Origin of the sequence: Hamadaea tsunoensis DSM 44101 (assembly GCF_000428945.1) — a bacterium.
GTDB lineage: Bacteria > Actinomycetota > Actinomycetes > Mycobacteriales > Micromonosporaceae > Hamadaea > Hamadaea tsunoensis.
In genome coordinates this window covers 117,526-143,887 of sequence record NZ_AUAX01000015.1, presented here as the reverse complement: position 1 = coordinate 143,887, position 26,362 = coordinate 117,526, and the positions used below count along the sequence as shown (strand labels likewise).

Genomic DNA, 26,362 nt, shown 5'->3' with positions numbered 1-26,362 from the left:
GTACAGGGCGATGGTGAAATGAGGAAGGACGAGCGGTGAGGTCGTCTCCGGGTCAGCCCGCGTCTTCGGTGACTTCGTACGCCCCGCCGGGCCGCAGCAGGTGCCGCGCGCCGGGGTGCCCGCCGGCCGCTGCGGCCTCGAACCATGGCCTCGCCGCGGCAGCGCCCTCCATCTGGTCGATGAGGCGTGCCAGGTCCCACTGCGCGTCGGCCAACCCGGCCTCGGCCGCCGTCTGCAGCCACCGGCGCGCAGTCTCCAGCTCGCCGCGCACCTTGAGACTGGTCCCCAACATGTGTGCCGCCTGCGGGTTCCCGGCTTCGGCGTCGACCTGCCAGGCTGCTTCATGCTTGGCTGACACGCGGTCGACGACGGCCGGAAGCCCGTAGCGCCACCGCGTCGTCGCCCAGAAGGCAAGGACTCCCGCGATGACCCAGATCACCGCGCCGACGGTGTTGGCCGTGCTGTACACATCGGACAGCAACAGGATCACGTCGGCCACCACGTACAGCAGCAAGCTCAGGCGCATCACCCACGAGCTGAGGACGGCCGATGCCGCAGTACGGGGAGCAGCGGTCCCACGAAACGTCCACCAGATGACGGGACCACAGATGATCAGCGCAATGGTCCCCCACACGTCTGGGTCCTCCTCGCTACGCACCCCGCCCGAATCAACCTTCCGCGACCGTGGTGAAGCGCGGTGCGGCGCTATCACTGTAGTGTCCGCCATATCCCGACAGCCAGACCTCGACGCTGACCGCCGGGCTCGACCGCGCAGGCGCAGGTGATCACGCCGTGGACGACGAAGCTCTTGACCCAGGACCGTGAGGATGCGGCGCAACGAGTGGCGGCCGTCGATAATGGAGCCCATGCCGACCGATGGGGAGCACGTGCTGTGGAGCCACTACACCGACATCCCGCCGCCGGGGCGGCCTCGGCTCCTTCTGACGGGTCTGGCGCTGCTCATCGTTGCTCTGGTTTGGACAGTCGTCCGCGCTCGGCCGTCTGCCCTCGATGGACTCTTCGGCCTCGCGTTGTTCGCCGGAACCGGGTTGGTGCTCTTGCACCTGCTGAAGACGCGTCGCCGGGAGATCCTGCGCGTCTGGACCGATCCCAGCCGGCCGCGTGTCGTGCTGCTGCGTCGCGTTGACGGCGCGGCGCGGACGCTGAACCCGGCACGCGTCAGGAGGATCCGCCTGGTGAGCACCTCGGGCTCATACCTCAATGAGCGCCCCGGCGAGCTGGGCGAGTGGCACAGCTATGCGCTCGTCCGTATGACGCTTCGAACCGGCCTGACCTGGTACACCACGCGAGATCAGAGCCTGCCCGACTCTGGAGACGCGGGGCGGGAACAACCGTCCTGGTCGGAGACCTGCAGACGGCTGGCGGAGACGTTCCCGAACGCCCGGATATCGGAGCGGCACGTCCGCCTGAGCGCTCCGGGGGGTTTCATCGAATAGGGGACCTTCAAAGTCGAGCCGGTCGAGGTCGCCGCGGTGACGGCGAGTGGGCACGTCGTCGAACGCGGTAGCCCATTGGCTCAGCGACTCCCTCAGGCGCTGGATCTGTTCCGCGAGGTGGGTGATCGGCACGGCGAGGCCGAGGCGTCGAGGCACCTCGGCGACGCATGGCAGGCCTGGTCTGGGTCGCAGCGGTATTCGGATCAGGCCGGGGTGACAGGGAGCCGGCCGTCGGTGACGTTGTCGAACCGGGCGTCACCGCCGCGGATGAGCACATGGTGCTGGGCGACCGTGGCCTGGTAGATCCGCATCGACCCAGCCGGTCTCAGGTCTTCCAGGCCCAATTGGTGACCGGCCGGCAGCCTGGAGTTGAGTACGGCGAGGGCCGCGGTCTGAGCGTCATCGGCGACCGGCTCGGCGGTCGCCTCCAGGTAGAGCGCTTCGGCCCCGCCGATGGGCGCGTTGCTGTCGAAGATGGTGATCGCCACGTCCGGACGGCTGGCGATGTTGCGGGAGTGCCGGCTGTCGGGTGCGGAAACCCACAGGACTCGGTGGTCGCCGTCGGGTGCGTAGAACACCGGGGTGGCCCAAGGGCGACCCTCGCCGTCGGCGGTGCCGAGGACGAGGTACCGATGTCGGGCGAGCAGGCGCGGCACGGTGGCCCACATCGACGTTCGGATCGTCTGCTGAGCGGCCTCGTGCGCCGCCACCGGGGTCGGTGCGCCGGCGGGTTCCGGCCGTGCCTCGTCGCCTGCCATCAGTCCTCCTCTTCGTGTTGTGCCGGCTGCATCGTGCAGTGCGGTGATCCGACATCAGCGGCGTACGCGGTAGCGAATGTGGGTGACGCCGTCCTCGCCTTCGAGAACCTGGATCCGTTCGAGTCGACGCTGGTCGATGCCGCCCTCGAACAACCGCCGGCCGTCGTTGAGGAGGATCGGCACCAGGTGGATCTGGATCTCGTCGAGGAGTCCTGCGGCCAGGGCGTGCCGCACGATGGTGCCCGCTCCGTGGACGAGGACGTTCTTGTCGCCGGCAGCGTGCTTGGCTTCGCGTACCGCTGCGTCAAGATCGTTCGTGTAGCGCACCGTGGGCCACGCGGCCGCCCAGGCCGGGGCCGGGTTCCGGCTGAAGATGAAGACGGGTACGCCGTCGTGGTGGTCGCCGCCCCAGCCTTCGGCGGGCTCGAAGGTGCCCCGGCCGGCGATCACGGCGCCCGTGGTCATGAACTCGTCGACGACCTGGCGGTTGACGCCACCCAGGCCGCCGACGGCGTCCCTTGGATGGTCGCCGGTGCCTTGGAAGATCCACTCGTGCAGTTGTTCGCCGCCGTCGCCGAGCCCGTTCGTCGGGCCGTCGTTGGGCCCGGTGACGAATCCGTCGAGGGACATGGACATGTAGAGCACGGTCGAGGACATCGTTTCGGTTCCTTGTCGACGTGGCGTATCAAGGGTTGTCCACCAGAGGTTGCCAGGCGGACGGGGCGTACCGGGCCGGTTCAGGAGATCCGGCGGAGATAGAGGACTGCGGGACCGTGCGGGAACGGCGACGAGAACTCCGCGGGTCCGGCTTCTTCCACCTTCAGCTCGCCGGCCGACTCCGTTTCGCGGGATGACAGGTCGAACCATTCGACCATGTACGCGCCCGCGGGCACCTCGACGGTCATCGATCGGCCGTCGCCTTCGGGTTCCAGGATGAGGTACTCCGAGCCCGGGTTCGCCAGGGCGTACCCGGTGGAACCGACGTCACTGCGCGGCTGCATGTGCACCAGGTCGATGCGCTCGGCGTACTTGCGGGTGTCGCCCATGGCCCAGCGCGCCGGTTCGTAGAACTCGAACGGCGGGACACCGGTGTCGGCGGCCGCCTCGCCGGTCGGCTGCAGACCGGCGATCAGCCCGAAGTCCATGAGGATCGGGTGATGGCCGCGCAGGAACGACTTCCAGGCCCACAACGCGTCGCCGTGTCCGGGCGCGTAGTGGTCGGTGTCGCTGATGACCACCTTGGTGCCGTCCGCGACGGGCGGATCGGCGTACCACCGGGACGGCGGTGAACCCGGGGCCATGGGGTGGCGGCCGCCGGTGAACAGCTCATCGTCGTAGCCGGGTGAGATCCATGCGGCGCGGCTGCGCAGCAGCGGTTCGTTGACCCTGGTCTGATCGGCGACCGGGAACTGCATGGTGATGCCGATCGGGTGCGCGTCGTAGCCGCGCTCGGACTCGTGCCGCTGGACGACGTCGATGACGCGATATTGCCACTCGGTCGAGTCGCCCCAGACCGGCGCCTCGTCCATGCCGAGGTAGGCGGCGAACTCCTTGGTCACCGTGCCGTCGCCGGAGGACTCGTTGGCCACCTCCCACAGCACGTTCGGAAGGTCGTGGAGGGTGTCGACGACCTTGCGCAGGTACGCGTCCTGAAGCGCTTCGACCCGCGGATCCAGCGGCAGCACCTGCAGGTCGTTGATGGAGGTCGCGGAGATGCCGTTGATGTTGTTGCCGGCATGGAACGGGTGTCCCTCGATATGGTCCGGCGGCGGGCTCAGGTGCAGCGCCCAGCCGTCGAACAGCATGACGCCCACGTAGATGCCCGCTGCGCCGGCCAGGGTGACACGATCACGGAGCCGGTCGAAGAAGGCGTCGTCGAACCGCTCCAGGTCGAACCGCGGCTTGCCGTCCTTCGCCGGGCCCGATCCGGTCCGCGCCCACGGCTGGGGCGTCATGTTGAGGTGGTAGTTGCCGCCGGCGGCCTGCGACAGGACCTGCTCCCAGCGCCACAGGCGGATGAAGTTGTGCCCGCGCTCGGTCAGGAACCGCAGGTAGGCCTCGTAGTCCATCCGCTCCGGTTCGTCCGCGACGCCGGGACCCGGGCCCATCCCGTCGTGCAGGTTGTTCCAGATGTGCGAGCCGGTCAGGTAGACCGCGCGTCCGGCGCCGGGCCCGCGTGCCGGGGTGAAGTAGCGCGGATTCCGGTCCGAGACCATCAAGGGCCCGTCAGCGGGCTGTCGCATCGACGTCATGGGGTCAGCCTGCGCGTCCCGGTGCCGGGAAACATCTGCCACCTGGCCGATGCCTCGGCCGTACCTGGCATTGTGGTAGCCATGCCGGTCCGATCATCCGCCCCGCCGGGCCAGCTCACGTCGTTCGTCGGGCGCGGCGCGGAAAGCACGCTCGCCGGCGAGCTGCTGGCCGGTCACCGGCTGGTGACGCTGACCGGACCGGGCGGCGCGGGCAAGACCCGGCTGGCCGCTCAGGTGGCCGCCGGGCAGCGCGACCGCTACCCCGACGGCATCTGGTGGATCGATCTGGCACCGCTCAACGACGGGACGGCTGTGGCGGAAGCGGCGGCTGTGGCGGCGGGGGTACCGGTCCTCGGCGGGCCGCTGCCGGCGCTCATCGCACACGTGGCCGACCGGCGGGTGCTGCTGTGCCTCGACAACGCCGAACACCTGATCGACGCGGTCGCGGACACGGTGGCGGCGGTCCTGCGCGGCTGTCCGGCGGTCACGATCCTGGTCACCAGCCGGGAACCGCTGGGGGTGCCGGGGGAGGCGGTCCTGGGCGTACCGCCGCTGTCGGACGACGACGCGTTCGCGCTGTTCACCGACCGCGCGCGACTGGCGAAGCACTCGTTCGCGCTCGACGAGTCCAGCGAAGCCGCCGTCCGGTCGATCGCGGCGCATCTGGACGGGATCCCGCTCGCCCTCGAACTCGCCGCGGCCTGGGTGCGTACCCTCACCCCGCAGCAGATCGAGGCCGGCCTGGACGACCGGTTCGCGCTGCTCGTGCGCGGTCCGCGCGGCGCGCAGCGGCGGCAACGCACGCTCGCCGGGTCGATCGACTGGAGCCACGCGCTGCTCGACGAGGTCGAGCGCGTGGTCTTCCGCCGGCTCGCGGTCTTCGCCGGATCATTCGGGCTGCCCGCGGCGCAGGCGCTGGCCGCCTCCGGCGCCGTCGCGTCCGCCGAGGTTCTGCCCGCCCTCGGGCGGCTGGTCGACAAGTCGCTGGTGGTCGCCGAGGAACATCCCGGCGAGCTGCGCTTCCATCTTTTAGAGACGATCCGGGCGTACGCGGCTGCCCGGCTGGTCGAGGCCGGCGAGGAACAAGACCGGCGCGACCGGCATCTCGACTGGTACCTCGGGTTCGTCGAGGCCGCCGAGACCGATCGCGAGCAGGACACCGACCGGTGGCGGCAGGCGCTGCTGACGGAGTACGAGAACCTGCGCGCCGCGCTGGACCGGGGGCTGGCGGCCGACGACCCCGACGCCGGACGACGGCTGGCCGCGTCGCTCGCCTGGCTGTGGCACCTCGGCCAGCGTGGTCAGGAAGGACTCGGCTACCTGCGCCGCGCGGTCGACCGCGCCCCGACCGACCGCTCCCGGCTCCAGGCGCGGCTGCTGACCGGGGTCGCGCTGGTGGCCGACACCGCCGACCCACTCGACGTCGAGTACGCCGCCTCCACGCGGGCGCTCGACCTGGCCACCGAGGTCGGCGACGAGGGGCTGCGCGCACTGTGCCTGAACCTGTCGGCGGTCGGGGCCTTCTACACGGACTTCGACACAGCCTGGCAACTCTGCGAGCAAGCCCATGCGGCGGCAACGGCCGGCGGCGACGCCTTCGGGCTCGGCGCGGCACGGGCGCTCCAGGCGATCATCTTGCACCTGCGCGACCGTCACGCCGACGCCGAGGCGATCGTGGACGGCAGCGTACGCCGGCACCTCCGACACCACCGCGGCGTACTGTCGACGGTGCTCTTGTACCAGGCGAACGGCGCCCTGGCGACGGGCGATCCCGCCCGCGCCCACGCCCTCGCCGCCGAGGCGCTGCACGTCGCCGAACCGCTCGGCGACCACTTGCGCGTCGGCATGGCACGCTCGGTGCTTGCCCGGATCAGCGCGCTGACCGGCGACCTCGACGCCGCGAGCGAGCTGATCGACCCGATGCTGCGCTTCGCCGATGGTGTGTTCATACCCTTCCTCGACCAGGCCGTGGCAGTCCTGGAGACGCGCCGCGGCAACGATGCGGCCGCGATCACCCGGCTGCGGGCAGCCGCCACCTCGACCGACCGCGGTGTCGCGACCTGGATCGCCGGCCAGGCCCTACCCGAACTCGGCGCGGCCCTGGCCGTAACCGGCAGGTGCGACGAAGCGCGGTCCACACTGGACACGGGTCTCGCCGTCGCGCAACGCCTGCAGCTACCCAGCGCACTGGCAGACGTGTACGCCGCCCAAGGCGAGCTGGCCGCGGCCGACCCCGACGGACTCGCCCGCGCCGTCGACCTCCACCATGCGGCGCTGACCATCCGCGTCGAGCATCGACTCCGATCGTCTCAACTCGACAGTCTCGAAGCGCTCGCCCGGCACGGTGCGACGATCCAACCGACCCTCGACGACGTCCGCACCCTGTACGCCGCCGAATCAGCACGTACGGCGATGAGGCTGCCCCGCACGGCGTACCAGCAAAAGGTCTTCGACATCGCCGTGACCGACCTGCGTGAGGCGCTGGGCGAGCCCGACTTCGACGCGGCCGCGGCGGAGGGGCGAAACCTCGCGCTCGACCAGGCGGTCGCCTACGTGCGGCGCGCCCGCGGGCGGCGCGGACGGCCCGCCACCGGATGGTCGAGCCTGACCCCGACGGAACTCGATGTCGTACGCCTCGTCGCGGAGGGCCTCACCAATCCGGAGATCGGCGCGCGGCTCTTCATCAGCAGGGGCACCGTCAAGACGCACCTGTCGCACATCTTCGCCAAGTTGCACACGACCAACCGGACCGAACTCGCCGCCGCGGCGACCGACCGCGGGCTCGCGACGCCCTCCGACCGGTGAGCATGCCGGCGACGGGGCGATCCCTCCGAGCGGGCAGCAGCGAGCATCGGTCTTCTCGCCTGGCATCGACGAGCCAGCCTATGGATTCCCACCTGCTCGTTCAGCGTGACCGAGGATGCGGCGCAGTAATCCCTCCTGGGCATCGCGCGGTTGACCGTCCTTGCCGGTGGAGCTCGCCGTCGTCGGGCGTCCGGCTGCCGGTACCGCCGGGGGCCAGCGGAGATCGACAGGTGGATCAGGGGGACACTGGCCGCGCCGGGTCGGCCACGCCCGGCGCGGACCGGTCGGGGGAGCGTCATGGCGGAACTGTGGGGCCGGGAACCCGAACTGCGACACCTGCGCGGCCTGCTGGACGGCCTGCCCGATCGCGGCGGCGCGCTCGTCGTGCGGGGTGCCGCCGGTGTGGGCAAGTCGGCGCTGCTGGCAGCGGCCGTCGCCCAGGCGACCGCGGCGGATGTGACGGTGCTGCGGACGACCGCGGTGCAGACCGAGTTCGACGTGCCGTTCAGCGGATTGCAGGTGCTGCTGCGCCCCCTGGGCGAGGATCTGCTGGCCGTCGCGGACGGCACCGGCTCCGGCTCGACCGCGGCGTACCAGGTGGCTCTGGCGATGGTCGGGCTGCTGTCGGCCGTCTCGGCGCAACGACCGATGCTGATCGTGATCGACGACGCACAGTGGCTGGACCGGTCGAGCTGGGACGTGCTGGCGTTCGGCGGGCGCCGGCTCGACGCGGAGGCCGTCGTCATGCTGCTGGGCGTACGCGACGGCGAGGAGGCCGACGAACGGGTGGCCCGCGCGGGACTGCGCGAGCTGGCGGTGGGTCCGCTGGCCGAGGCGGATGCCGCGGCGCTGCTGGACGCGCAGGCGCCGGCCCTGGCGGCCGACCTGCGGGCGCGGGTGCTGGCCGAGGCGGCCGGCAACCCGTTGGGACTGCGGGAGCTGGCCGGTGTCGCGGCCCGGTTCGGCGAGCAGGGGCTGCTGCCCGCATGGCTGCCGCTGTCCACCCGTCTCGAACGGACCTTCGGCGACCTGGTCGCCGGCCTGCCCGCGCCGACCCGGTCGCTGCTGCTGGTGGCGGCGTTCAACGACGGCGACGGGCTGGACGAGATGCTGGCGGCCGGCGCGGCGATCGAGGCGGGCGAGGTCACGGTGGCCGAAGCCGAACCGGCGATCGCGGCCGGCGTCCTCGAAGTCGACGGTACGCTGCGGGTCCGGTTCCGCCACCCGCTGGTCCGTTCGGCCGTCCGGCAGGCTGCCGGCCTGTCCCAGCGGGGACGCGTACACGCGGCTCTGGCCGATGTGGTCGGCGACCCGGAGCGGCGGGTGCTGCATCGTGCGGCGGCGACCTTCGGCCGGGACGAGGAGCTGGCCCGGCAGGTGGACGAGCTGGCCCGCCGGGCGCGGCGGCGAGGCGCCCCGGCCACCGCGGTGACGGCGTGGGAGCGTGCGGCTCAGCTGACCGAGCCGGGCCTCGACCGTGCGGGCCGGCTGGTGTCGGCCGCCGTGGCGGCGTCGGAGGTGGGCGACTACGCGGCCGTGGTACGCCTCCTGCGCAGTGCCGAGGAGCAGGAGATGCGGCCCGGCGACCGCAATTACGCGGCCTGGCTGCGCGAGGTGTACGGCGGCGCCGGCTGGTCGGGCTCGTCCCGGCTGCTGGCGTCGATCGAGATCGCCGAGCAGGCCGGCCGGGACGGCGATCCGGAGCTGGCGCTGGACATGCTGGCCCAGATCAGCCTGCGCTGTGCGTGGTCCAACCCGGAGGATCATCTCCGGCAGGCGTTCGTCACCGCCGCCGGCCGGCTCGACCGGCCGCCGCTGGACCCCCGGCTGGTGGCGATGCTGGCGCTTGTCGACCCGATCGGGCAGGGCCGGCTGGTCCTGGGCAGCCTGGCGCAGCTGAGCACCCGGCTCGGGATCGATCCCGGCGACCTGCACGAGCTCGGGAGCGGGGCTTCGATGCTCGGCGCACTCGACCTGGCCGCGCTGTTCCTCGCCGAATCGATGGCAGGCCTGCGCGACCAGGGCCGGCTGCCCGGCCTCGCCCAGGCCCTGGTGACCCAGGCGTGGAACGCCGCCTGGCTGGGCGACACCGGGCTCGGCCTGACCGCGGCGGCGGAGGCGGCCGCGCTGGCCCGCGAGACCAGCCAGCCGCTGTGGATCCCGGTCGCCGGCCTGGCCCAGGCCTACGTCGCCGCGCTGCGCGGCGACACGGCGACCACGGCCGCGCTGACCGAGCAGGGCGAACGCGTGCTGCTCTCCGCGGGGGCGCATCCGCAGCTCTCCCTGGTGATGCAGGCACGCGGGGTCGCGGCGCTGGGCGCCGGCCGCCACGAGGAGGCGTTCGACCACCTCAGCCGCGTCTTCGACCCGGCCGACGTCGCGTACCACCCCTACATGCGCTTCGTCACGCTGGCGCCGCTGGTCGAGGCCGGTGTCCGCTGTGGACGCCACGACGCCGTGCGGGCCCTGGTCGAGCAGATGACGCCCATCGCGGCGCAGTCCGGCTCACCGGTCCTGCGGGTGGCGCTCGCGTACGCCGCGGCGATGCTGGCCGACGAGGACGAAGCAGAGGAGCTGTTCCGGACGGCACTGGCCGACGCCCCGGCCGGGTGGGTGTTCGAACGGGCCCGGCTCCAACACGCGTACGGTGCCTGGCTGCGCCGCCAGCGCCGGCCGGCCGAGTCGCGCTCGCACCTGCGCGCGGCGGCCACCGCGTTCCAGGCCCTCGGGGCCGCCCCGTGGGCCGAGTCCGCCCGGCGGGAACTGCGGGCGTCCGGCGAGACGCTGCGCCGTCCGGACGACGCCCGCGACCGGCTGACACCGCAGGAGGTCCAGATCGCCGAACTGGCCGCGGTCGGGCTGAGCAACCGGGAGATCGGCGGGCGCCTGTTCCTGTCGCCCCGCACGGTCAGCACCCACCTCTACCGCATCTACCCGAAGCTCGGCGTGAGCTCGCGGTCCGAGCTGGCCGGCGTCCTGTCCGCCGCCGCCGAATAGCCGGCCCGCGTACATCGTCTGACGTACGCGGGCCTGCACCCCGGAGGAACTACCGGTGTACGCGGATGACGCTGCGGATCCAGCGCCGGCCGTCACCGGTACGCGATCCCAGGTCCGCCGTCACCGGCATCGTGACGAGCGCGTACGCGGCGGTCCCCTCGACGGTGAGCACTCCGGTTTCGCCCCAGTCGGACGCGGTCGCGGAGACCGTCTCGCCGGCGCCGAGCGTACTCACCGACCAGGTCCGGCCACGGTCGTGACTCACAGCCGCGGCCGCGTACGCGTTCTGGCCGCGGGACCGGCCGGTCACCCAGATCCCGACCGCGGTGGGCGCGGGGACCAGGGACGGGAGGTCCAGTTCCGGCTGGTGGGCCAGGACGGTCGCCCGTGCGGTGGCCGGGTCGACCGCGACGAGCAGGCAGTTGTCGTAGGGATCGACGGGCTTCGCCGGGTCCGGAATGGACAGATCCGCGCCGCACTCGGTCCAGCGCGGCGGCGAGCCGCGAAGTACTCGCGAAACTCCTGCTGGGCTTGCCCATCTCCGCTGCGCATCGGCACCTCCTCGACCCATAGGTGCCGACGGACCACGCGATCGGTTGTCACCGGCCGAACAGGACGTCAGCCGACAGGGGCGGGAAGTCACCCGACCGAGGGCCCGCCGTCGCGCGGTCGGCGCGACGGCGGATGCCCCTGATCAGGCAGCGGAACGGTCCCCGACCGGGCGGCGTCGCGTACCGGCGTCGGCGAGGGTCGGCGGCGTCCACGGCCCGTGCTCCTTGACCAGGTTCGTGCCCGGCGGGACGATCTCGTCGATCCGGTCCAGCGTCGCGTCGTCGAGCGTCACCGACACGCCCTTGAGCAGTCCGGTCAGCTGGTCGAGCGTACGCGGGCCGAGGATGACCGAGGTGACGGCCGGATGGGCCAGCGGGAAGGCCATCGCCAGCTCGGGCAGCGTCAGGCCGGCCTGGTCGGCGACCTCCACGAGGCGCTCGACCGCGTCGAGCTTGACCTGGTTGTCCGGCAGCGCCGGGTCGAACCGCGACGGGGCCAGCCCGGCCCGGCCGGCGGTCAGGTCGACCGGTTGCCCCTTGCGGTAGCGGCCGGTGAGGAAGCCGAACGCCAGCGGGCTCCACGTCATGACGCCCATGCCGTACTTCTGCGCCAGCGGCAGCGTCGACGACTCGATCCAGCGGGCCAGGATCGAGTACGGCGGCTGCTCGGTGCGGAACCGGCCCAGGCCCCGGCGCTCGCTGACGTGGTGGGCGTCCACGATGTCCTCGGGCCGGAAGGTCGAGCTGCCGAACGCCCGGATCTTGCCCTGGCGCTGCAGGTCGGTCAGGGCCGACAGGGTTTCCTCGATGTCGGTGGTCAGGTCGGGCCGGTGGATCTGGTACAGGTCGATCCAGTCGGTGCCGAGCCGCCGCAGGCTCTCCTCGACCTCCATCATGATCCAGCGCCGCGAGTTGCCGCCGCGGTTGCGGCCCTCACCCATCGGGAAGTGCACCTTCGTGGCCAGGACGACCTCGTCGCGCCGGCCCTTCAGCGCCTTGCCCACGATGGTCTCGGACTCTCCGGCCGAGTACATGTCGGCCGTATCAATGAAGTTGACGCCCGCGTCGAGCGCCGTGTGAATGATCCGGATGCTGTCGTCGTGGTCGGCGTTGCCGATCGCGCCGAACATCATGGCGCCCAGGCAGTAGACGCTGACCTCCATGCCGGTGCCGCCGAGCGGTCGGTAGCGCATGCCGTTCCCCCTGTTGTCGATCATCATGAGCGAGACCGAGCGTAGGAGCTGGAGTGTGCTCGAAGTCAAGTGGCGCGCCCGCGCCCGCCGCTCGATGACGACCGGCGCCACTCAGCTTGTCGCGGCGCCGTCCGGCCGGAACTCGTGGACGACCTCGATCAGCCCGACGATGTGCTGGTTGAAATCGTCGAGTTCCTCGGCCGGCACCCAGAGTTCGAGGATGTCGCGCCCGCCCACCTGCCGCACCGGATAGCGGGACGCGAACTCCCGGTCGACCTCGAACCGGGTGACGTAGCCGACGCCGGAAGCGGGCACGTTCCAGTCCCGGGCGATCATGACCGCGTACTGCTCGTTCAGGACGGGGTAGAAGATCGGCTGATCCGGCAGCCGCGGCGGCCACGCCCGCCAGCCGGAGGCGCGCACCAGCTCCAGCTCCTGCGGGCCGGTCGGCCGCCACAGGGTCGTCGTCTCCGGCATCGCCGCCTCCTTCGTCCTGGCCGGAGCACGGTACCGGCCGGCGCTGGCGGTGAGCCAGCCGGTTTCGGCAGCCGGCCCGTGACGGCCGGACTGCTGTGGCCACCTGAGCCGGCGATTGCCCCTCGCCGCCGGTTGATCTTGACCCGATCGTCGGGGGTACAGTCGCTCCGATGACGAGCCCCGACGTCGAGATCACCGCCGACCTGATCGCCGAACTGCTCCACGACCAGCACCCTGACCTCGCCGGGCTGCCGCTGAAATTCGGAGCCGTCGGCTGGGACAACCAGCTGTGGCGGCTCGGCGACGACCTGGCGGTCCGGCTGGCCTGGCACACGCGGGACGAAGAGGAGCTGCTCGTCAAGGAGTACACCCTGCTGCCGGGCATGGCGCCGCGCCTGCCGCTGCCGATTCCCGTCCCGCAGCGTCTGGGCCGGCCCTCGGATCGGTTCCCGCGCCCCTGGATCGTCACGACCTGGGTCGCCGGTGAGCCCGCCGACCGCGCGCCGGTGACGCGCGGCGCCGAGTCGGCCGACCTGCTGGCGGCCTTTCTGACCGCGCTGCACCAGCCCGCGCCCGACGGCGCGCCGGTGGGCCGGCACCGCCGAGGCGGCCCGCTTGCCGCGCTGGACAACGGCATCGCCGACATGATCGCGGCGACGACCGAACGGGGACTGATCGCCGACCCGCAAGCTCTTCGCGAAGTCTGGGACGACGCGGTGACCGCCCCCGCGTGGAACGGCCCGCCGGTCTGGCTGCACGGCGATCTGCACCCGGCGAACGTACTGACCGGCGACGGCAATCTCTGCGGGGTGGTCGATTTCGGCGATCTGTGCGCCGGGAATCCCGCCTACGACCTCGCCGGCGCCTGGCTGCTCCTGCCCGACGGTGCCGTCGACCGTTTCCAGCGCGGCTACCTGCCGGCGGCCGATGCGGCGACCATGCGCCGCGCCCGCGGCTGCGCGCTGATGAAGGCGCTCGCCTGCCTCCTCATCGGCGACAACGGAATCCACGGCCGGCCGGGCGGCAAAGCCAGCTGGGCGCCACCGGCTGCCGCGGCTCTGCAACGGCTCGCGGCGACCCGGAACGGTCCTGTTACCTTCTCCCGCAGGCACTCGTCATAGGGGCGACGACCGAAGACGAACGGTCGCCGCACCCACGAGTGAATCGAGAGCAGGATGCTGACCAACATCATGTACGTGACGGTCTACGTCACCGATCAGGACCGCGCGCTGAAGTTCTACACCGAGGGACTCGGCCTGGAGAAGCGGATCGACTACCCGGGGCCAGACGGACGGTTCCTCACGGTTGGCGTTCCCGACAGCCCGGTGCAGATCATCCTGTGGTCGCATGCGGCGGCCGCGGGACAGCCGGGCGATGCGGGCCGGCAGGCCGCGCCCGGTCCGCTGATCCTCGAATCCGACGATCTGCGCAAGGACTTCGCGATCCTCCGCGAACGTGGGGTCACCTTCGAAGGGTCCGAACCCGAGAACTATCCGTTCGGGGTCCGCATCGAGGCTGTGGACCCGGACGGCAACCGGATCTCGCTCCGCCAGCAGCGAAAGCCGTGACCACCGACCCGTCCGGCCTCGTGACCGAGGCGTTCGAAGCCCAGCGCGACCGGCTGCGCGCCGTCGCGTACCGCGTGCTGGGCTCGCACGCCGACGCCGAGGACGTGGTCCAGGAAGCCTGGATGCGCCTCGTCCGCCAGGACGAGGCGGCCATCGGCAACCTGGCGGGCTGGCTGACCACCGTGGTCGGCCGCATCAGCCTGGACCTCCTGAGATCGCGCCAAGCCCACCCCGAAACCGCCTACGGGCAGGAGTTCGCGGGCCTCGTGGTGACGCCCGACGACGAACCGGCGCCGGACGAGCAGGCGGCGCTGGCCGAATCGGTCGGCCTGGCCCTGCTCGTCGTGCTCGACTCGCTCACCCCGAGCGAGCGCCTGGCGTTCGTCCTGCACGACATGTTCGCGGTCCCGTTCCACGAGATCGGCCCGATCCTGGGCAAGTCCGCCGACGCCACCAAGATGATCGCCAGCCGCGCCCGCCGCAAGGTCCGAGCCACGGACCGGCCGGCGGGCCCGGGCCGCGAGCACCGCGAGGTCGTCCAGGCATTCCGCGCCGCGGCCCTCAACGGCGACTTCGACGCGCTCCTGCGTGTCCTCGACCCGGACGTGAAGCTGACCGTCGACACCGCGGACGGCGTGGTCGTCACCCTCGGCGCCACCAAGGTCGCCGCCGGCGCCCGCATGTTCTCCGGCGAGGTCGCCCGCCACCGACCCGTGCTGGTCAACGGCGTCCGCGGCCACATGTCCTGGCGCGCCGACGGAACGCCGCTCTCAGTCATCGCCTTCACCGTCACCGACGGCCGGATCACGGGTATCCACATCGTCGTCGACCCGGCCAAACTCGCCGCGATCCAGCTGCCCGCCCCGGCCTGAGCCGATGTCGTCAGGGACTGCCCGTGCACGAGCAGGCCATCCCGGGCAGACCGACCGAGCTCCTCAGCGCCGTACGCCGCCTCGGACAACGCCGTCTTCGGCTACTTAGGAGCTATGCGCTGGATCGATGTCCGGCCATGAGCGGTCGGTCCCGTTCCGCTGCGATCTGGTCAGCGGCTCGGGTCCACCGGCCAGGTCTGCGGATCGTCGGCTCGGCCCACCGGCACCACCCCGTTCACGAACGTCACGAGGTCCGTGGTCGAGACCGCTGCCGGTGCGCTGATGTCGCAGGTGAACGGGCGCCGGATCTGAGCCCGCAACCCGATCTGCCGGGCTGTCTCGTCCGTGCGGACGGCGTACGCGACGTCGTGGTCGGTGGTGACATCGCCGGGCTCCGGACTGGTCGCGGCGGTGGCGGAGCACTGCATGGTCAGCTCGTGGTGGCCGGCGGCGAGGGTGAGGTCGGTGAAGAACCGCACGGACGGGAGGCCGGGAATCGGGGGAGCGGTCGTTCGCTGGGTGAAGGCGCACGAGCGGAGCCGGACGGCGGGGCTGGTGAGCCGGAAGGGCGCCGAGCAGCGGTGGTTGTGGTCGAGGTTGATCGTGCCGGCGACCGTGAGCAGGCGGGCGAGGCTCATGGTGGCGGGCTGTCCGGACGGGTCGGGCGGTCCGGGCGTGGTCAATCGGGCGACCGTGCCGGACGTGGGTGCCCATGACAATGTCGTGTGGTCGCCGCCGACGACGGCCCATCCGGTCTGCCCGCCGGGCAGCCGTACGCGCTGGCCCGTCTGGGACACGGTCGTTGCGGCGCTGACCTGCAGCCGGGCGGTGTCCATGCCCGGGTCGTCGCGATTCGCCGGCCGGAGGAGGAAGTCGACCGTCTCCTGTCCCGGGCCGGTGGTCCAGATCAGGGTTCCTTGCGGTCCTGGTAGCGAGCCGACCGCGATGTGCAGCAGCGTCGGATCGGAACCGATCACGGCGGGATCCTCGGCGGCGGTGCGACCGGCGGCGGGCGGCGCGAACGCGACCAGGGCCGGGTCGGGGCTCGGCTGAAGCGGAACGGGTGGGGGCACATCGGTGCTGCCCCAGACCACGACGGCGGTCGCCGCCATCACGGTGGCCACGAAGGCGGCGAGCGTGGCGCGGCGCGTGCGCTGCCGGCGGCGGCCGTCCCGGGCGGCCGCGGTCGCCAGCCGGCCGGTGTCGGTCGTGACCGGCAGATCGCCGTCGTCCAGCCGGGACCGGATGGCCGCGAGCCCGCGCATCGCGTGCGTACGCACGGTCACCGGCGAACAGCCCAGGATCTCGGCGATCTGGTTGTCGTCGAGATCCTCGTAGTAGCGCAGCGCCACGACGGCCCGCTGCCGGGGCGGCAACGCGGCGACCTCCTCCCACAACGTCAGCCGGTCGGCCGTGTGCCGGATCGCGTCGGCGGGATCGGGCCGGTCACCAGGGCCGCCGCCGCGGAAGTTCCAGTTGGTCTGGCGCCGCCACCAGGAGATGTTGAGGTTGACCAGGATGCGGCGCACGTACAGGTCCGGGCGTTCGGTCCGTGCGATCCGCTTCCAACGGGGGTACGCCTGGGCCAGTGTGTCCTGCACCAGGTCCTCGGCCCGGTGCGGATCGCCGGTCAGCAGCCGGGCGAGCCGGATGAGGGCCGGGCCGCGGTCGCGTACGAAGTCGTCGAAGTCGAGCACGTTCATCTCGGCGGATGTTGTCAGCACGCAGGAGGAAACGCCACCTCTGCGCATCCTGTTGACCCGCGGGCACGAGTATTTCGCGTCGTGGGTACGCCGTGCTGATGCGCCCTACGCGACCGTGCGGGCGGGCAGCGCGTGAAGGGCGTCCACCAGCGGTGCCAGTTCCGGCAGCGTCTCGGCCTCGGCGAGCGTACGCGCGAGGATGTCGTCGTGGGTCGGGCGCGCGCTCTGAAGCAGGGCCGATCCGGCGGCGGTGAGTTCGGTGTAGATGCCCCGGCGGTCGTCCTTGCAGAGCACCCGGGTCAGCAGCCCCCGGTCTTCGAGCCGGTTCACGAGCCGGGTCGTGGCGCTGCTGGACAGGGCGGCGGCCCGGGCGAGCTGCTGCATGCGCATGTGCCAGCCGTGCTGGCGGGACAGGGCGTCGAGCACGGTGAACTCGACGACCGACAGGGAGTGCTCCGCCTGTAGCGCCTTCTCCATCGCGGTCTCGATGAGCGCGTGGAGGGCGGCCAGCGTCCGCCAGCCTTCCGCGCGGATCTCGACCGCGTCGTCGCCGATGCTCATGCGGCCTAGTGTAACGCGGTGAGCAAGAGCACGCTTGCGCGTATATAGCGCGCGTGCAACTATCTGGTCATGTCGCGCAAGACGCCATTCGGCCTGCTCGCCCTCGCTGTCGGGGGCTTCGGCATCGGCCTGACCGAGTTCGTCATCATGGGCCTCCTGCCGGAGGTCGCCACCGACTTCGGCGTCACCGAGCCGGTCGCGGGCTGGCTCATCTCCGGATACGCCCTGGCGGTGGCGGTCGGCGCGGTCGGGCTGACCGCCGCGGTCACCCGCTTCGAACGCAAGCACGTCCTGATCGGCCTGATGGTGCTGTTCATCGCGGGCAACCTCACCTCCGCCCTGGCCGGGTCCTACGAGGCGATGCTGGCGGGCCGGATCGTGGCCGCGCTCAGCCACGGCGCGTTCTTCGGCATCGGCTCGGTCGTCGCCGCCGGCCTGGTCGCGCCGTCCCGGCAGGCCGCCGCCATCGCCATGATGTTCACCGGGCTGACCGCCGCGAACGTGCTCGGCGTACCGTTCGGCACCTTCATCGGCCAGGAGTACGGCTGGCGGGCCACCTTCTGGGTGATCACCGCCATCGGTGTCGCGGCGCTGATCGGCATGATCACCCTCGTCCCCGCCGGGACCGGTGCGAACCGCGCCGTCAGCCTCCGCCAGGAGGTACGCGCCTTCGCCGAGCCGCAGGTCTGGTTCTCGCTGCTGATGACCGTCCTCGGGTTCGGCGGCATGTTCGGCGCGTTCACCTACATCGCGTACACGCTGACCGACGTGAGCGGCTTCGCGACCAGTACGGTCCCGTGGCTGCTCGTCCTGTTCGGGGTGGGCCTGTTCATCGGCAACGCGCTCGGCGGCCGCGCCGCCGACCGGTCGATTCCGCGCACGCTCGGGGTGGTGCTCGCCGGGCTGACGGTGGTCCTGGTCCTCTTCGCGCTCACCGCCGCGCACCAGGCGTTCGCCGTGGCCTCGCTGATCCTGATGGGCGCGTTCGGCTTCGCCACCGCACCCGCCCTGCAGATGCGCGTCATGCAGTACGCCGGCCAGGCGCCCACGCTGGCGTCCGGCTCGAACATCGCGGCGTTCAACGTCGGCAACGCGCTCGGGGCGTGGCTGGGCGGCGTCACGATCACCGCCGGTCTCGGGTACGCCTCGACGCTCTGGGCCGGGGCGGGGATGAGCTTCGCCGGACTGCTCGTGCTGATCGCCGCCACGGTGCTCGCCCGGCGACGGGTGCCCGTGACCGCCGAGACGCGTACCGGAAAGGAAAGCCCGGTCGCGGTGGGTTGACGCTCAAGATCAAGATCACTTTGTCCCGGGTCCGTCGATCTCACCTCCGCTCCTCACGCGGGAGACCGTTCCGCCCCTGTCGCTGCGCTCCGGGGACTCCACTGCCAGGTCTCCGGGGCGAAGCATCATTCACCGCGGTTCGGTCGCGGTTTCACCCTTCACCCCTGACCTTTGTCGCGACTGTCATCGGGCGGCCGCGGGCCGGATGTCTCTCACCAGCCTCGCCGCCGTGCGTGCCACACCGCGCAGGATGAACGCGGTCGTGGTCGCGGTGATCGCCAATGCCGCGACCGCGGCCAGACCGAGAACGCTCGCCACGCCGTGGCTGCCGATGGCGTCGACGGACATGCGGGCCAGCCTGATCGTGGCGGGCAGGGCGAAGGTGAAGAAGTACCAGGCGGTCCACGCCACTCCGGGGACGTACAGGAACAGGTAGAACCAGGCCCAGCGGATTTCGCGGGGGCGTACCGAGGCCAGCAGGCTGAGGTCGTCGGCGGTGGCCCGGCGGATCGCGCGGCGCGCCACCGCGCCCTTCGCGCCCCAGAGGTTGCGGCAGCCGGTCACGACGACGAACAGGGCGTAGAAGTCCGTCCGCATGAACACCTCGAACTGGAACGCTATGCCGGAGATCTTGATGAGGACCAGCGCCCGGACCAGGGACAGCGCCACGCCGGGCGGAATCGCCGGCTCGGCGGCCAGCAGCAGGCCGAGCGTGGCGGCGTCCGACAGCGGGCCGGCGGCCAGCGGGGCGATGCGCTGGCGGCGGGGCACCGACCACAGCCGGGTCAGGTCGGTCTGGTAGACGATGGTGATCATCCGACGGCTGATCGACACCCGCGACGGAACGCCGCGCGCGGCGGCGGCGAGGACGTGCGCGCATTCGTGGATCAGGCCGGAGGCGGTGGCGAGGGCGGCGACGGCCACCATGCTCAGCAGCGCCACGTGACCGACGATGACGTCGGTGTAGTGCGGCCGCAGTTCCGGCCGGGCGATCAGCGCCACCCCGCCGGCGGCGGCCAGCACGCCCTGGACGATCAGCCCGGTACGCCCGAACAGGACCCGCCCCACGCGCCGGGTCCACACCGCCGGGCCGTCCGGCACGGAGGCCGCCGCCGACAGGAGACCCGCGGCGGTGAGCCCGTCCACGAAGCCGGCAACGTCGACGGGCTCGCCCATCAGCTGCGCAGCCCGTTCGGCGCATTCCTCGACGGTGCAGCCGTCCTGCAGCCACTCCACGACGGTGCCGCCGATCTCGGGCACCGCCACGAACGTGCGGCTGCCCCGGCTGCCGATGACGTATCCGTCGCCGTCGCGTACCAGGCTCAGGTCGGCGTACCGGTTCGTCACGGCGTACGTCATCGGACGGCCCCGCACATCGGACAGTCCGGGTGCCGCTGCCAGGCGGCGCTGCTCATCGCCAGCCGGTCGGCGACCTCGATGACCTGGTAGGTGGCGGCCGCGACGGGCGGATCGCTGCGGGTGAGGTACCGCATGATCTCCATCGTCATCAGCCCGCACATCAGCTGGGCCATCGGGCCGGTGGCGCGGTTGACCGACGGCGGCGCGAGATAGGCGTCCTGGCGGAGAACCTCGGGGAGGGCGGCCGCCTCGGCGGTGCGGTGCAGGGCGAGGCATTGCCAGCACGGCGATCGGCCGGGCTCGACGGACCAGTAGGACAGCGTGGAGTAGTTCAGCCCGCCGGCCACGAACGGTACGCCGAGCGCGAAGCACGCTTCGTTGACGATGAGCCGGATGTCCTCCGGCGAGTCGATCGCGCACACGACGATGTCGGCGTCGGCACCGAGCTCCAGCACGGTCGCCACATCGGTCACCCGCGCGTGGACGGGAACGACCGAAGTCCCGGCCGAGTACGCCTTCGCCCAGTCCTGCGCGGCGTACACCTTCGGCCGGCCGACCTCCGCGAGGCCGTAGACGAACTGCCGCGCCAGGTTCTTGGTCTCCACCCGGTCCTGGTCGACGACGGTCACCTGGCCCACTCCCAGCCCGACGAGGGACTGGAGGATGCCGGTGCCGATGCCGCCGGCGCCGAGGAGCAGCACCCGCGACCGCTGGGCGGCCGCGTGCATGCTCGCGCTGGTGCGCTCCAGGCCCGCGAACAGGTCGTAGAAGCGCAGGTTGCTCTGGTGGCGTTCCCGGGTCGCCTCGTCGAGGGCGTCGTCGCCGTCCGCGTCGAGCAGGACGCCCATCTCGTCGAGGCTCGTGAGCACCGCGGCCAGCTGCTCGTCGCTGACGTCGAACCCGTGCTCGGCCAGTGCCGCCCGGAGTTCGTGGCGGGGCCGGGCCTCGGCGAGCAGTCCGAGCAGGACGGCGAGGCTGCCGTCGTGGTCCTGGAGGTACATCCGTCGCAGAGCCCGCGGCCAGAGCACCACCTGGCCCTCGCCGCGATGAACCATGATGCCCTTGAGCATGGGCCGGGCGGTCACAGCGCTTCCCCTCTCATCCTCGGCAGGCGGGGCGGCCGCGGGCCGCCCCGCGCGTGGCTCAGGCCAGGTCGGTGTCCCGCTGGTGGATTGCGGTTGCCTCGATGTCCTCGACCTTCGTGATGACGATCACCATGAGCAGCTCACCTCCTCTGCCGCACTCGATTAGTGCCCGTCCGCAGAGGATGCGCCGCCCAGTTCACAGTCCTGTCACAGCGCAGCGGCCGGCGCGCGTGTGCCGCAGATCCTGCGCTGTCAGGCCGGGCGGCGTCCCCAGGCCGAGATCAGCGGCGCGAGGGTCAGGTCGAGCTCGCCGGCGTCGATGGCGGCCAGGTGCGCGTCGATCTCGGCTTCGTCGGCCAGCCCGGCCGCGAGCAGCTCGCCGCGCACGTGCCGCAGGGTCGCCGCCTCCAACCGGTCGCAGGCCAGACCGCCGACGGGGAACGAGCCCGCCGCGGCGACGTCCACCAGACCCGCCGCCCGCAACACCCGCGGCAGCGTCCGGCCGAAGCGCAGGTCCGCGCCGCGGCGCGTCAGCAACTCCCGGACCGCGGCGCGCATCCGGTTGGCCCGCAGCTGGGCGGGGCCGACGGCGTCCAGGCACGCCAATGGCTGCAGAGCGGTGTCGGCGTCCTCGACCAGCAGCCAACCGCCGGGCCGTAGCGCCGCCGCCATCGTGGCCAGCGCCCGGGCCCGGTCCGGCAGATGGATGAGCACGAGCCTGGCGTGCACCAGATCGAACGTCCCCGGCTCCGGGGGCGGATCGGCGGCGACGTCGTGCCGGCGCACCTCGTACCCGTCGCCTTCCGCCAGCCACGACACGTCGATGTCCGTGGCCAGCACGTACCCGGTCGGGCCGACGGCCGCCGCGAGCGCCGCCGGGATGCTGCGGCCCCCGGCGCCGACCTCCCAGCAGCGCGAGCCGGCTCCGATCCCCAGCCGTTCGACATGCGTACGCGTCACGCCGTCGAACAGCTCGGCCAGCCACGCGAACCGCTCGCCCGCCTCGGTGCGCGCGTTGTCCAGCAGATAGCCGCGGTCGGGTGTGGACTCCCCGCCAGGCGGTGTCGGCGCGCCGGTCGGATCCAGTCGGCCGCCGTCCGGCCGGCGAGGCGAAGAGGTCATCACCACATGGTCGACCTTCGCAGGCCGCCACGCCACGACAACGCGCGCAACATCTCACCGACATCACGGCAGGCCGGGCTACTGCGGAGCGAGCTCCCGCAGCACCTGGCTCAGCTGGTCGATCCGGGACTGCGCCTCGGTACGCAGCCGTTCGGCGAGCACCTTCCAGTCCTCCGGGGTCGGGGCGTGCCGGGGCGGGAGGGGGGCGAGCGCGTCGCGTACCTCGGCGAGGGTGAGGCCGACGCGCTGGCAGGCCTCGATCATCGCGAGCCGGCACATCACGTCACCGTGGTAGCGGCGCTGGTTGCCGGCCGTGCGGTCGCTGCTGAGCAGCCCGTTGGCCTCGTAGAACCGGATGGCCGACGTGGCGACGCCGCTGCGGCGGGACACCTCGCCGATGGTCAGGCCGGGCTCGTGCCAGTCGAAGGACGTGTCGAGCTTCACGCTCCGAGTATGCCCGCGCTCCGTTGACTTCAACAAATGTTGAAGTTCTAGCGTCGACTGCATCGAGTTCACCCGAATTCCCTGGAGGAGACCATGATTCTCGTGACCGGAGCGACCGGCAACGTCGGGCGGCGGGTCGTGGAGCGGCTGGCGGCCGCGGGCCACGGCGTACGCGCGGTGACCCGCCATCCGAGCCGGGCGAAGCTGCCCGCAGGGGTGGAAGTGGTCGCGGCGGACCTGGCCGATCCAGCCTCGCTGCGGCCGCACCTGGCGGACGTCGACGGGGTGTTCCTGGTCTGGCCGTTCGTCGACCCGGCGACCACGGCCGAGCTCGCCCCGCGGGTGGCCGAAGTGCTTGCCGAGGCGGGTTCGCCGCACGTGGCGTACGTGTCGGCCGCTTCCGCCGAGGCGGATCCGCAGTCGTTCTGGGCGTTGGTGGAGCGGGCCGTCGACGACGCCGGTCTGCCGTGGACGATGCTGCGCCCCACCGGCATCGCGACCAACGCGCTCGGCTGGGCGGCGCAGATCCGGGCCGAGGGCGTGGTGCGGTGGCCGTACGGCGCGGCGGCCCGGTCGATGGTGCACGAGGACGACATCGCGGCCGTGGCCGTCGAGGCCCTGACCTCGGACGGCCACGACAAGCGCACCTACGTCCTCAGTGGACCGGAGACGGTCACCCAGGCCGACCAGGTACGCCTCATCGGCGAGTCGATCGGCCGCGACCTGCGCTGGGAGGAGATCACCGCCGACGAGCTACGCCCGATGCTGGCCGCCGCGATGGGCAGCCCGGCGTTCGCGGACCTGGCCCTGCGTTCGTGGGCCACGCTGATCGAGACACCGGAACCGGTGACCGACGACGTGGCGGTGGTCCTCGGCCGGCCGGCGCGAACGTTCGCCCAGTGGGCGGCCGACCACGTGTCCGACTTCCGCTGAGCACGGGCCGTCGGCTGGACGGTCGCGTACGTCAGCGTGTTCGGATCTCCCAGCGCGGCCGGCGGGGTTCATCGTTGTGGACGACGATGTCGGCGTGCCGGGTCGGCTGGGCCGTGGCGAGGTAGAGCTGTTGGGACGGGATGTAACGCTCGCGCCAGCGCCGTTCGACGTCGGCCCGGGAGGACACTTCGCGTTCCCGGATCACGGCTCGGTCCACGGTGTCCTCCAGTGCCGTCGACACGAACACGCGCAGCTCCCACCGATCGAGCAGTTCCGGGCGCAGGAGGAAGACGCCGTCGAAGAGCAGCACGGCGTCGGCCGGGACGGTAGTGACCGGCGGGGACAGGACAGTATCGGCGTCGTGGTCGTAGATCGCCGGTTGGAAGCGTCGATCCCCGCCCGGGCCGAGCGGATCGAGGAGAACCTTGTTCAGCGCGTTGTAGTCGTGGGTGTCGTAGTAGCAGCCTTCGGCCGAGTACTCGCCGCGTGGATAGCGCTGCGCCCGAGGGAAGAGGAAGTCGTCGATCGTCGCGCGGATGACCTCGCGGCCCTGCGCACGCAGGATGCTGGCCAGTTCGTCGGCGAGGGTGGTCTTGCCGGCGGCGGGCGGTCCGTCGACGGCGACCCGGGTGGGGTGCGCGACCGAGACGGCTTCGACAGCCTCCGCCAGGCAGTAGAGCATCTCGTCACGGGTGCCCTGGTCCATGCCCTGCCCTCCGGGTCGCGCGATTCCGCCGGTCCGGGCCGAGCTTATGCGCGCCGGCCCCTTTCGTGCCTGCTGGTACCCGAGTGAGAGTGACTGCCGCATCGCACGACGGCCAGGGTCGATCACGCTCTGACCAACGCTTCGCCTATTCGGATCTGCCGATGACCGGCCGCTGGTACGACGGCCCGGTACCATCGCTGAGTCCTCCGGTTGGCATCAGCTGGGACCTCGACGACCTCGAGGATTGCCGATGTGCGGATGTTCGAGCGCGGCCACATGGCTAAAGATGTTGGCCATGAGAAACGAACACCACGGCTCCCACGACCGTTCGCTGGCTTCGCCGCAGTCCAACCGACTGATCGGCAAGATGGGGACGTCGTTGGGTTATGCGGAAGCCGGCGTAGCCGAGCTTGCGACCTGCTTTCACGGCATCCGGGACGACCTCGTCCGGGCCCAGATGGACCAGATAGCAGAGAAGATGCGGATCACCGCATCTTCTCTGCGCGGGAGGCTCGTACGCCCATCCGGCACAGGAGGGGAAGCCGCTTTCGCCGCAGCGATAGTTCAAGATCTTGAGTATCTGCGGGCCGGAGTCAGCCAGTTCCTAGAGCAGGTCGACGCTGCAAAGGCGATCGAAAGTGTCGTTCGTGACGACTTGGTGAACGACATACTGGATCGGATCCGACAGGCGATTGAGGCATTCTGGCACCTCTTGGCTATGCTGCTCAGGCGGTGGGCGGACGACGGACTCATCGAAATCAGCTTCGAGGACCGCAGCTGATGCGCGCCCGGCGTTCTTCCGCTACCGGACGAACTCCGCCCCGAGAACGACCAGATCGGCTGGTGTGGGACGGTCCGCCAGTCCACGAAGACCGGGGCCAAAACTCACCACGATCATGAGTACGAAGATCTCCAACTGGGCCAAACTAGTACCCGGAGGTTGCCGTGTGGGAGATCCGTAGGATCGAGTGCGAAGAGCCGAACATCTATCGAGCGGACCTGGTGGATCCGGACGGCATCGGATGGAGCACGAGGTTTCGGGTCAGCGAGGTCACGCTGGCGGGCAAACGGGAACTTCTGATCAATTCCACGCTCCAGGCCTGGGACATCCCGTCACCTGCGAACAAAGCGTTCCACGCCGTCCACAAAGCTGTTACGGCGTTTCACTACGCGGCGGAGGGACTGCGCGATGTAATGCCGCGCACGCAAGCATACTGAGCCGTTCGCGGGCGATGGTGCTCTGCATCCACAGTTTTGACAACTAACGCGGCCACCGAAGCGTCAGCCCGGGGCGGGTCAAACATGATCAAGCGGGCGGCCGGTCAAGCAGTCACGAACAGGACGTCGACATGCGGGAAGCCAGCTGCGAAGCCACGGAGCTCGGCGGGCGTCACCGGCTTGCGGGGACGCGCGGCGGCGCAGGGCAGAAAGCGCACGGTCGTTCCCGTTGTTCCGTCCTCGCCGATGGTGACCAGCCCGGTCACGGGAACTCCGTTCGCGTAGCGCTGCGTCCATGACCCGGCCCGGCGCCGATTGGTGTGGGTGAGCCACTCGCTGAGCGCAGCCACAATGGACATTCCCCGCCGCGGCGCACCGTTCGGCAGGTGGGCGGACGGCGGGCCGTCGAAGAAGCGCAGATCCTTGGTGGCCATCACCGGTTTCCTGACGGGCCTGCCGTCCTCATCCAGGCGGGTTTCGGTACCGCGGCCGTCGTCGGCCACCGCCACCGATCCGTCGCGGAACAGCGTCACCGCGCATCGACCCGTGCGGCCGGACGCTTCGGCCTCGTCATTGGCGTAGGCAACGACCTCAAGAACGAGGTGGACGAGACCGCCGGGCGCGTACCGCTCACGGTGAACCCGGACATCGGCGAGATGCCCGTGATCAACCAGCGCGGACCAGTCGTGCGTGGTGTTCACCCAGCGACGCCGATTTTCGCCCATGCAGTGATCCTTCCATGGGGCACGCATGATCGTGTGGGAAGCACTGCGGCTTCCGGCCAGTTCGCGGTCACGCGCAGACCTTGTCACCATGGCGCGGCACCGGTGGGTCCGCAGGAGGGCCGTGGCACCTATGCTCGCCACGTGAAGGTACGGGGGACGGTCGTCGCGCTGCTGTTCGCCACAGGTACGGCCGGCTGTGTCAGCTACGACCCGCGGTCGGTCGCGCCTCCGTCGCCGCCGGTCCGCCCTGGACTCACCTCGGCGTAGGGATATTCAGAGTGGACTTTCCTGA

At 71.3% G+C, this 26,362-nt stretch carries 25 protein-coding genes and 1 pseudogene; 11 read left to right on the top strand and 15 right to left on the bottom strand.

Translation table 11 applies throughout. The annotated features are described in order from the left end of the window. Positions 1–52: 52 nt before the first annotated feature. Positions 53–526: an SEL1-like repeat protein gene (locus G401_RS53070; RefSeq protein ID WP_157546042.1), complete on the bottom strand. Its 474-nt coding sequence runs from the start codon at positions 524–526 to the stop codon at positions 53–55. Between the two features lie 340 nt (positions 527–866). On the opposite strand from G401_RS53070, the gene G401_RS0121380 reads away from it, so the two are divergent. Beyond that, complete coding sequence (locus G401_RS0121380) at positions 867–1,457, top strand: hypothetical protein (protein WP_157546039.1); 591 nt, start codon at positions 867–869, stop codon at positions 1,455–1,457. Positions 1,458–1,660: 203 nt separating this feature from the next. Here the strand turns inward: G401_RS0121380 and G401_RS53065 are convergent, their stop codons facing one another. The 3 genes from G401_RS53065 to G401_RS53060 all read right to left on the bottom strand — a co-directional run bounded on the left by G401_RS53065 (position 1,661) and on the right by G401_RS53060 (position 4,467). After that, on the bottom strand, positions 1,661–2,215 hold the full coding sequence (locus G401_RS53065; RefSeq protein ID WP_051366945.1) for a pyridoxamine 5'-phosphate oxidase family protein: 555 nt from the start codon (positions 2,213–2,215) through the stop codon (positions 1,661–1,663). 54 nt (positions 2,216–2,269) lie between these two features. Further along, positions 2,270–2,872 (bottom strand): dihydrofolate reductase family protein, encoded by a 603-nt coding sequence (locus G401_RS0121370; RefSeq protein WP_027344110.1) that lies wholly within the window; start codon positions 2,870–2,872, stop codon positions 2,270–2,272. A gap of 80 nt (positions 2,873–2,952) precedes the next feature. Next, a complete protein-coding gene (locus tag G401_RS53060; protein ID WP_169734226.1) occupies positions 2,953–4,467 on the bottom strand; it encodes a hypothetical protein in 1,515 nt (504 codons plus the stop codon). 81 nt (positions 4,468–4,548) lie between these two features. Between G401_RS53060 and G401_RS47305 the strand changes: the two genes are divergently transcribed. Together G401_RS47305 and G401_RS58365 are read left to right on the top strand one after the other, a co-directional pair. Then, on the top strand, positions 4,549–7,272 hold the full coding sequence (locus G401_RS47305) for a LuxR C-terminal-related transcriptional regulator (RefSeq protein ID WP_051366944.1): 2,724 nt from the start codon (positions 4,549–4,551) through the stop codon (positions 7,270–7,272). 297 nt (positions 7,273–7,569) lie between these two features. Next, positions 7,570–10,269: an AAA family ATPase gene (locus tag G401_RS58365; protein WP_027344108.1), complete on the top strand. Its 2,700-nt coding sequence runs from the start codon at positions 7,570–7,572 to the stop codon at positions 10,267–10,269. A 49-nt stretch (positions 10,270–10,318) separates the two neighbouring features. Here the strand turns inward: G401_RS58365 and G401_RS0121350 are convergent, their stop codons facing one another. From G401_RS0121350 to G401_RS0121340, 3 genes are all read right to left on the bottom strand, one after another. Further along, positions 10,319–10,840 carry a hypothetical protein gene (locus G401_RS0121350; RefSeq protein ID WP_027344107.1) on the bottom strand — a complete coding sequence of 174 codons (522 nt, stop codon included), beginning with the start codon at positions 10,838–10,840 and terminating at the stop codon, positions 10,319–10,321. A gap of 123 nt (positions 10,841–10,963) precedes the next feature. Next, entirely contained in the window at positions 10,964–12,013 is a 1,050-nt protein-coding gene (locus G401_RS0121345; RefSeq protein WP_027344106.1) for an aldo/keto reductase, read from the bottom strand. 111 nt (positions 12,014–12,124) lie between these two features. Continuing rightward, positions 12,125–12,490 carry a hypothetical protein gene (locus G401_RS0121340; RefSeq protein WP_027344105.1) on the bottom strand — a complete coding sequence of 122 codons (366 nt, stop codon included), beginning with the start codon at positions 12,488–12,490 and terminating at the stop codon, positions 12,125–12,127. A gap of 170 nt (positions 12,491–12,660) precedes the next feature. Between G401_RS0121340 and G401_RS0121335 the strand changes: the two genes are divergently transcribed. The 3 genes from G401_RS0121335 to G401_RS0121325 are packed head-to-tail and all read left to right on the top strand — an operon-like array spanning position 12,661 to position 14,930. Further along, positions 12,661–13,611: an aminoglycoside phosphotransferase family protein gene (locus G401_RS0121335; RefSeq protein ID WP_027344104.1), complete on the top strand. Its 951-nt coding sequence runs from the start codon at positions 12,661–12,663 to the stop codon at positions 13,609–13,611. 54 nt (positions 13,612–13,665) lie between these two features. After that, the gene (locus tag G401_RS0121330; RefSeq protein WP_027344103.1) at positions 13,666–14,058 is read left to right on the top strand and encodes a VOC family protein; all 393 of its coding nucleotides are present in this window, start codon (positions 13,666–13,668) and stop codon (positions 14,056–14,058) included. Next, a complete protein-coding gene (locus G401_RS0121325; RefSeq protein WP_027344102.1) occupies positions 14,055–14,930 on the top strand; it encodes a sigma-70 family RNA polymerase sigma factor in 876 nt (291 codons plus the stop codon). The genes G401_RS0121330 and G401_RS0121325 overlap by 4 nt, the downstream gene beginning before the upstream one ends. A 1,235-nt stretch (positions 14,931–16,165) precedes the next feature. Here the strand turns inward: G401_RS0121325 and G401_RS58625 are convergent. Together G401_RS58625 and G401_RS0121315 are read right to left on the bottom strand one after the other, a co-directional pair. Beyond that, positions 16,166–16,633, bottom strand: a pseudogene (locus tag G401_RS58625) (SigE family RNA polymerase sigma factor); the annotation flags it as partial. Between the two features lie 105 nt (positions 16,634–16,738). After that, positions 16,739–17,194 (bottom strand): MarR family winged helix-turn-helix transcriptional regulator, encoded by a 456-nt coding sequence (locus tag G401_RS0121315; RefSeq protein ID WP_027344101.1) that lies wholly within the window; start codon positions 17,192–17,194, stop codon positions 16,739–16,741. A gap of 69 nt (positions 17,195–17,263) precedes the next feature. On the opposite strand from G401_RS0121315, the gene G401_RS0121310 reads away from it, so the two are divergent. After that, positions 17,264–18,478, top strand: a complete 1,215-nt coding sequence (locus tag G401_RS0121310; RefSeq protein ID WP_034592514.1) for an MFS transporter — start codon at positions 17,264–17,266, stop codon at positions 18,476–18,478. A 183-nt stretch (positions 18,479–18,661) separates the two neighbouring features. Here G401_RS0121310 and G401_RS0121305 read toward each other — a convergent pair whose 3' ends face one another. The 4 genes from G401_RS0121305 to soxR form a co-directional block, all read right to left on the bottom strand. After that, on the bottom strand, positions 18,662–19,837 hold the full coding sequence (locus tag G401_RS0121305; protein WP_157546030.1) for a hypothetical protein: 1,176 nt from the start codon (positions 19,835–19,837) through the stop codon (positions 18,662–18,664). After that, positions 19,834–20,922, bottom strand: coding sequence for a HesA/MoeB/ThiF family protein (locus tag G401_RS0121300; RefSeq protein ID WP_027344098.1), 1,089 nt, complete (start codon positions 20,920–20,922; stop codon positions 19,834–19,836). Before G401_RS0121300 ends, G401_RS0121305 begins: the two co-directional genes overlap by 4 nt. Before the next feature lie 252 nt (positions 20,923–21,174). Next, positions 21,175–22,044, bottom strand: coding sequence for a methyltransferase domain-containing protein (locus G401_RS0121295; protein ID WP_084557461.1), 870 nt, complete (start codon positions 22,042–22,044; stop codon positions 21,175–21,177). Between the two features lie 78 nt (positions 22,045–22,122). After that, complete coding sequence (gene soxR / locus G401_RS47295) at positions 22,123–22,488, bottom strand: redox-sensitive transcriptional activator SoxR (protein ID WP_051366943.1); 366 nt, start codon at positions 22,486–22,488, stop codon at positions 22,123–22,125. 93 nt (positions 22,489–22,581) lie between these two features. Between soxR and G401_RS0121285 the strand changes: the two genes are divergently transcribed. After that, positions 22,582–23,421, top strand: coding sequence for an SDR family oxidoreductase (locus G401_RS0121285; RefSeq protein ID WP_027344096.1), 840 nt, complete (start codon positions 22,582–22,584; stop codon positions 23,419–23,421). Positions 23,422–23,452: 31 nt separating this feature from the next. Here the strand turns inward: G401_RS0121285 and G401_RS0121280 are convergent, their stop codons facing one another. Further along, complete coding sequence (locus G401_RS0121280; protein WP_027344095.1) at positions 23,453–24,127, bottom strand: cytidylate kinase family protein; 675 nt, start codon at positions 24,125–24,127, stop codon at positions 23,453–23,455. Between the two features lie 295 nt (positions 24,128–24,422). On the opposite strand from G401_RS0121280, the gene G401_RS0121275 reads away from it, so the two are divergent. Together G401_RS0121275 and G401_RS0121270 are read left to right on the top strand one after the other, a co-directional pair. Next, positions 24,423–24,908, top strand: a complete 486-nt coding sequence (locus tag G401_RS0121275; protein ID WP_157546027.1) for a hypothetical protein — start codon at positions 24,423–24,425, stop codon at positions 24,906–24,908. A gap of 164 nt (positions 24,909–25,072) precedes the next feature. Then, positions 25,073–25,345, top strand: coding sequence for a hypothetical protein (locus tag G401_RS0121270; RefSeq protein WP_027344093.1), 273 nt, complete (start codon positions 25,073–25,075; stop codon positions 25,343–25,345). 104 nt (positions 25,346–25,449) lie between these two features. Here G401_RS0121270 and G401_RS47290 read toward each other — a convergent pair whose 3' ends face one another. Next, positions 25,450–26,070, bottom strand: coding sequence for a hypothetical protein (locus G401_RS47290; RefSeq protein ID WP_211240796.1), 621 nt, complete (start codon positions 26,068–26,070; stop codon positions 25,450–25,452). 141 nt (positions 26,071–26,211) lie between these two features. Here G401_RS47290 and G401_RS58360 point away from each other — a divergent pair, with 141 nt between their 5' ends. Next, positions 26,212–26,337, top strand: a complete 126-nt coding sequence (locus tag G401_RS58360; protein WP_281174199.1) for a hypothetical protein — start codon at positions 26,212–26,214, stop codon at positions 26,335–26,337. The last annotated feature ends 25 nt before the right edge of the window (positions 26,338–26,362 follow it).

What these genes read in the sequence shown, in the direction of transcription:
- G401_RS53070 (WP_157546042.1), bottom strand. Translation starts at nt 526, where the DNA reads ATGCGCCTGAGCTTGCTGCTGTACGTGGTGGCCGACGTGATCCTGTTG.
- G401_RS0121380 (WP_157546039.1), top strand. Translation starts at nt 867, where the DNA reads ATGCCGACCGATGGGGAGCACGTGCTGTGGAGCCACTACACCGACATC.
- G401_RS53065 (WP_051366945.1), bottom strand. Translation starts at nt 2,215, where the DNA reads ATGGCAGGCGACGAGGCACGGCCGGAACCCGCCGGCGCACCGACCCCG.
- G401_RS0121370 (WP_027344110.1), bottom strand. Translation starts at nt 2,872, where the DNA reads ATGTCCTCGACCGTGCTCTACATGTCCATGTCCCTCGACGGATTCGTC.
- G401_RS53060 (WP_169734226.1), bottom strand. Translation starts at nt 4,467, where the DNA reads ATGACGTCGATGCGACAGCCCGCTGACGGGCCCTTGATGGTCTCGGAC.
- G401_RS47305 (WP_051366944.1), top strand. Translation starts at nt 4,549, where the DNA reads ATGCCGGTCCGATCATCCGCCCCGCCGGGCCAGCTCACGTCGTTCGTC.
- G401_RS58365 (WP_027344108.1), top strand. Translation starts at nt 7,570, where the DNA reads ATGGCGGAACTGTGGGGCCGGGAACCCGAACTGCGACACCTGCGCGGC.
- G401_RS0121350 (WP_027344107.1), bottom strand. Translation starts at nt 10,840, where the DNA reads ATGGGTCGAGGAGGTGCCGATGCGCAGCGGAGATGGGCAAGCCCAGCA.
- G401_RS0121345 (WP_027344106.1), bottom strand. Translation starts at nt 12,013, where the DNA reads ATGCGCTACCGACCGCTCGGCGGCACCGGCATGGAGGTCAGCGTCTAC.
- G401_RS0121340 (WP_027344105.1), bottom strand. Translation starts at nt 12,490, where the DNA reads ATGCCGGAGACGACGACCCTGTGGCGGCCGACCGGCCCGCAGGAGCTG.
- G401_RS0121335 (WP_027344104.1), top strand. Translation starts at nt 12,661, where the DNA reads ATGACGAGCCCCGACGTCGAGATCACCGCCGACCTGATCGCCGAACTG.
- G401_RS0121330 (WP_027344103.1), top strand. Translation starts at nt 13,666, where the DNA reads ATGCTGACCAACATCATGTACGTGACGGTCTACGTCACCGATCAGGAC.
- G401_RS0121315 (WP_027344101.1), bottom strand. Translation starts at nt 17,194, where the DNA reads ATGAGCATCGGCGACGACGCGGTCGAGATCCGCGCGGAAGGCTGGCGG.
- G401_RS0121310 (WP_034592514.1), top strand. Translation starts at nt 17,264, where the DNA reads ATGTCGCGCAAGACGCCATTCGGCCTGCTCGCCCTCGCTGTCGGGGGC.
- G401_RS0121305 (WP_157546030.1), bottom strand. Translation starts at nt 19,837, where the DNA reads ATGACGTACGCCGTGACGAACCGGTACGCCGACCTGAGCCTGGTACGC.
- G401_RS0121295 (WP_084557461.1), bottom strand. Translation starts at nt 22,044, where the DNA reads ATGACCTCTTCGCCTCGCCGGCCGGACGGCGGCCGACTGGATCCGACC.
- G401_RS0121285 (WP_027344096.1), top strand. Translation starts at nt 22,582, where the DNA reads ATGATTCTCGTGACCGGAGCGACCGGCAACGTCGGGCGGCGGGTCGTG.
- G401_RS0121280 (WP_027344095.1), bottom strand. Translation starts at nt 24,127, where the DNA reads ATGGACCAGGGCACCCGTGACGAGATGCTCTACTGCCTGGCGGAGGCT.
- G401_RS0121275 (WP_157546027.1), top strand. Translation starts at nt 24,423, where the DNA reads ATGAGAAACGAACACCACGGCTCCCACGACCGTTCGCTGGCTTCGCCG.
- G401_RS47290 (WP_211240796.1), bottom strand. Translation starts at nt 26,070, where the DNA reads ATGGGCGAAAATCGGCGTCGCTGGGTGAACACCACGCACGACTGGTCC.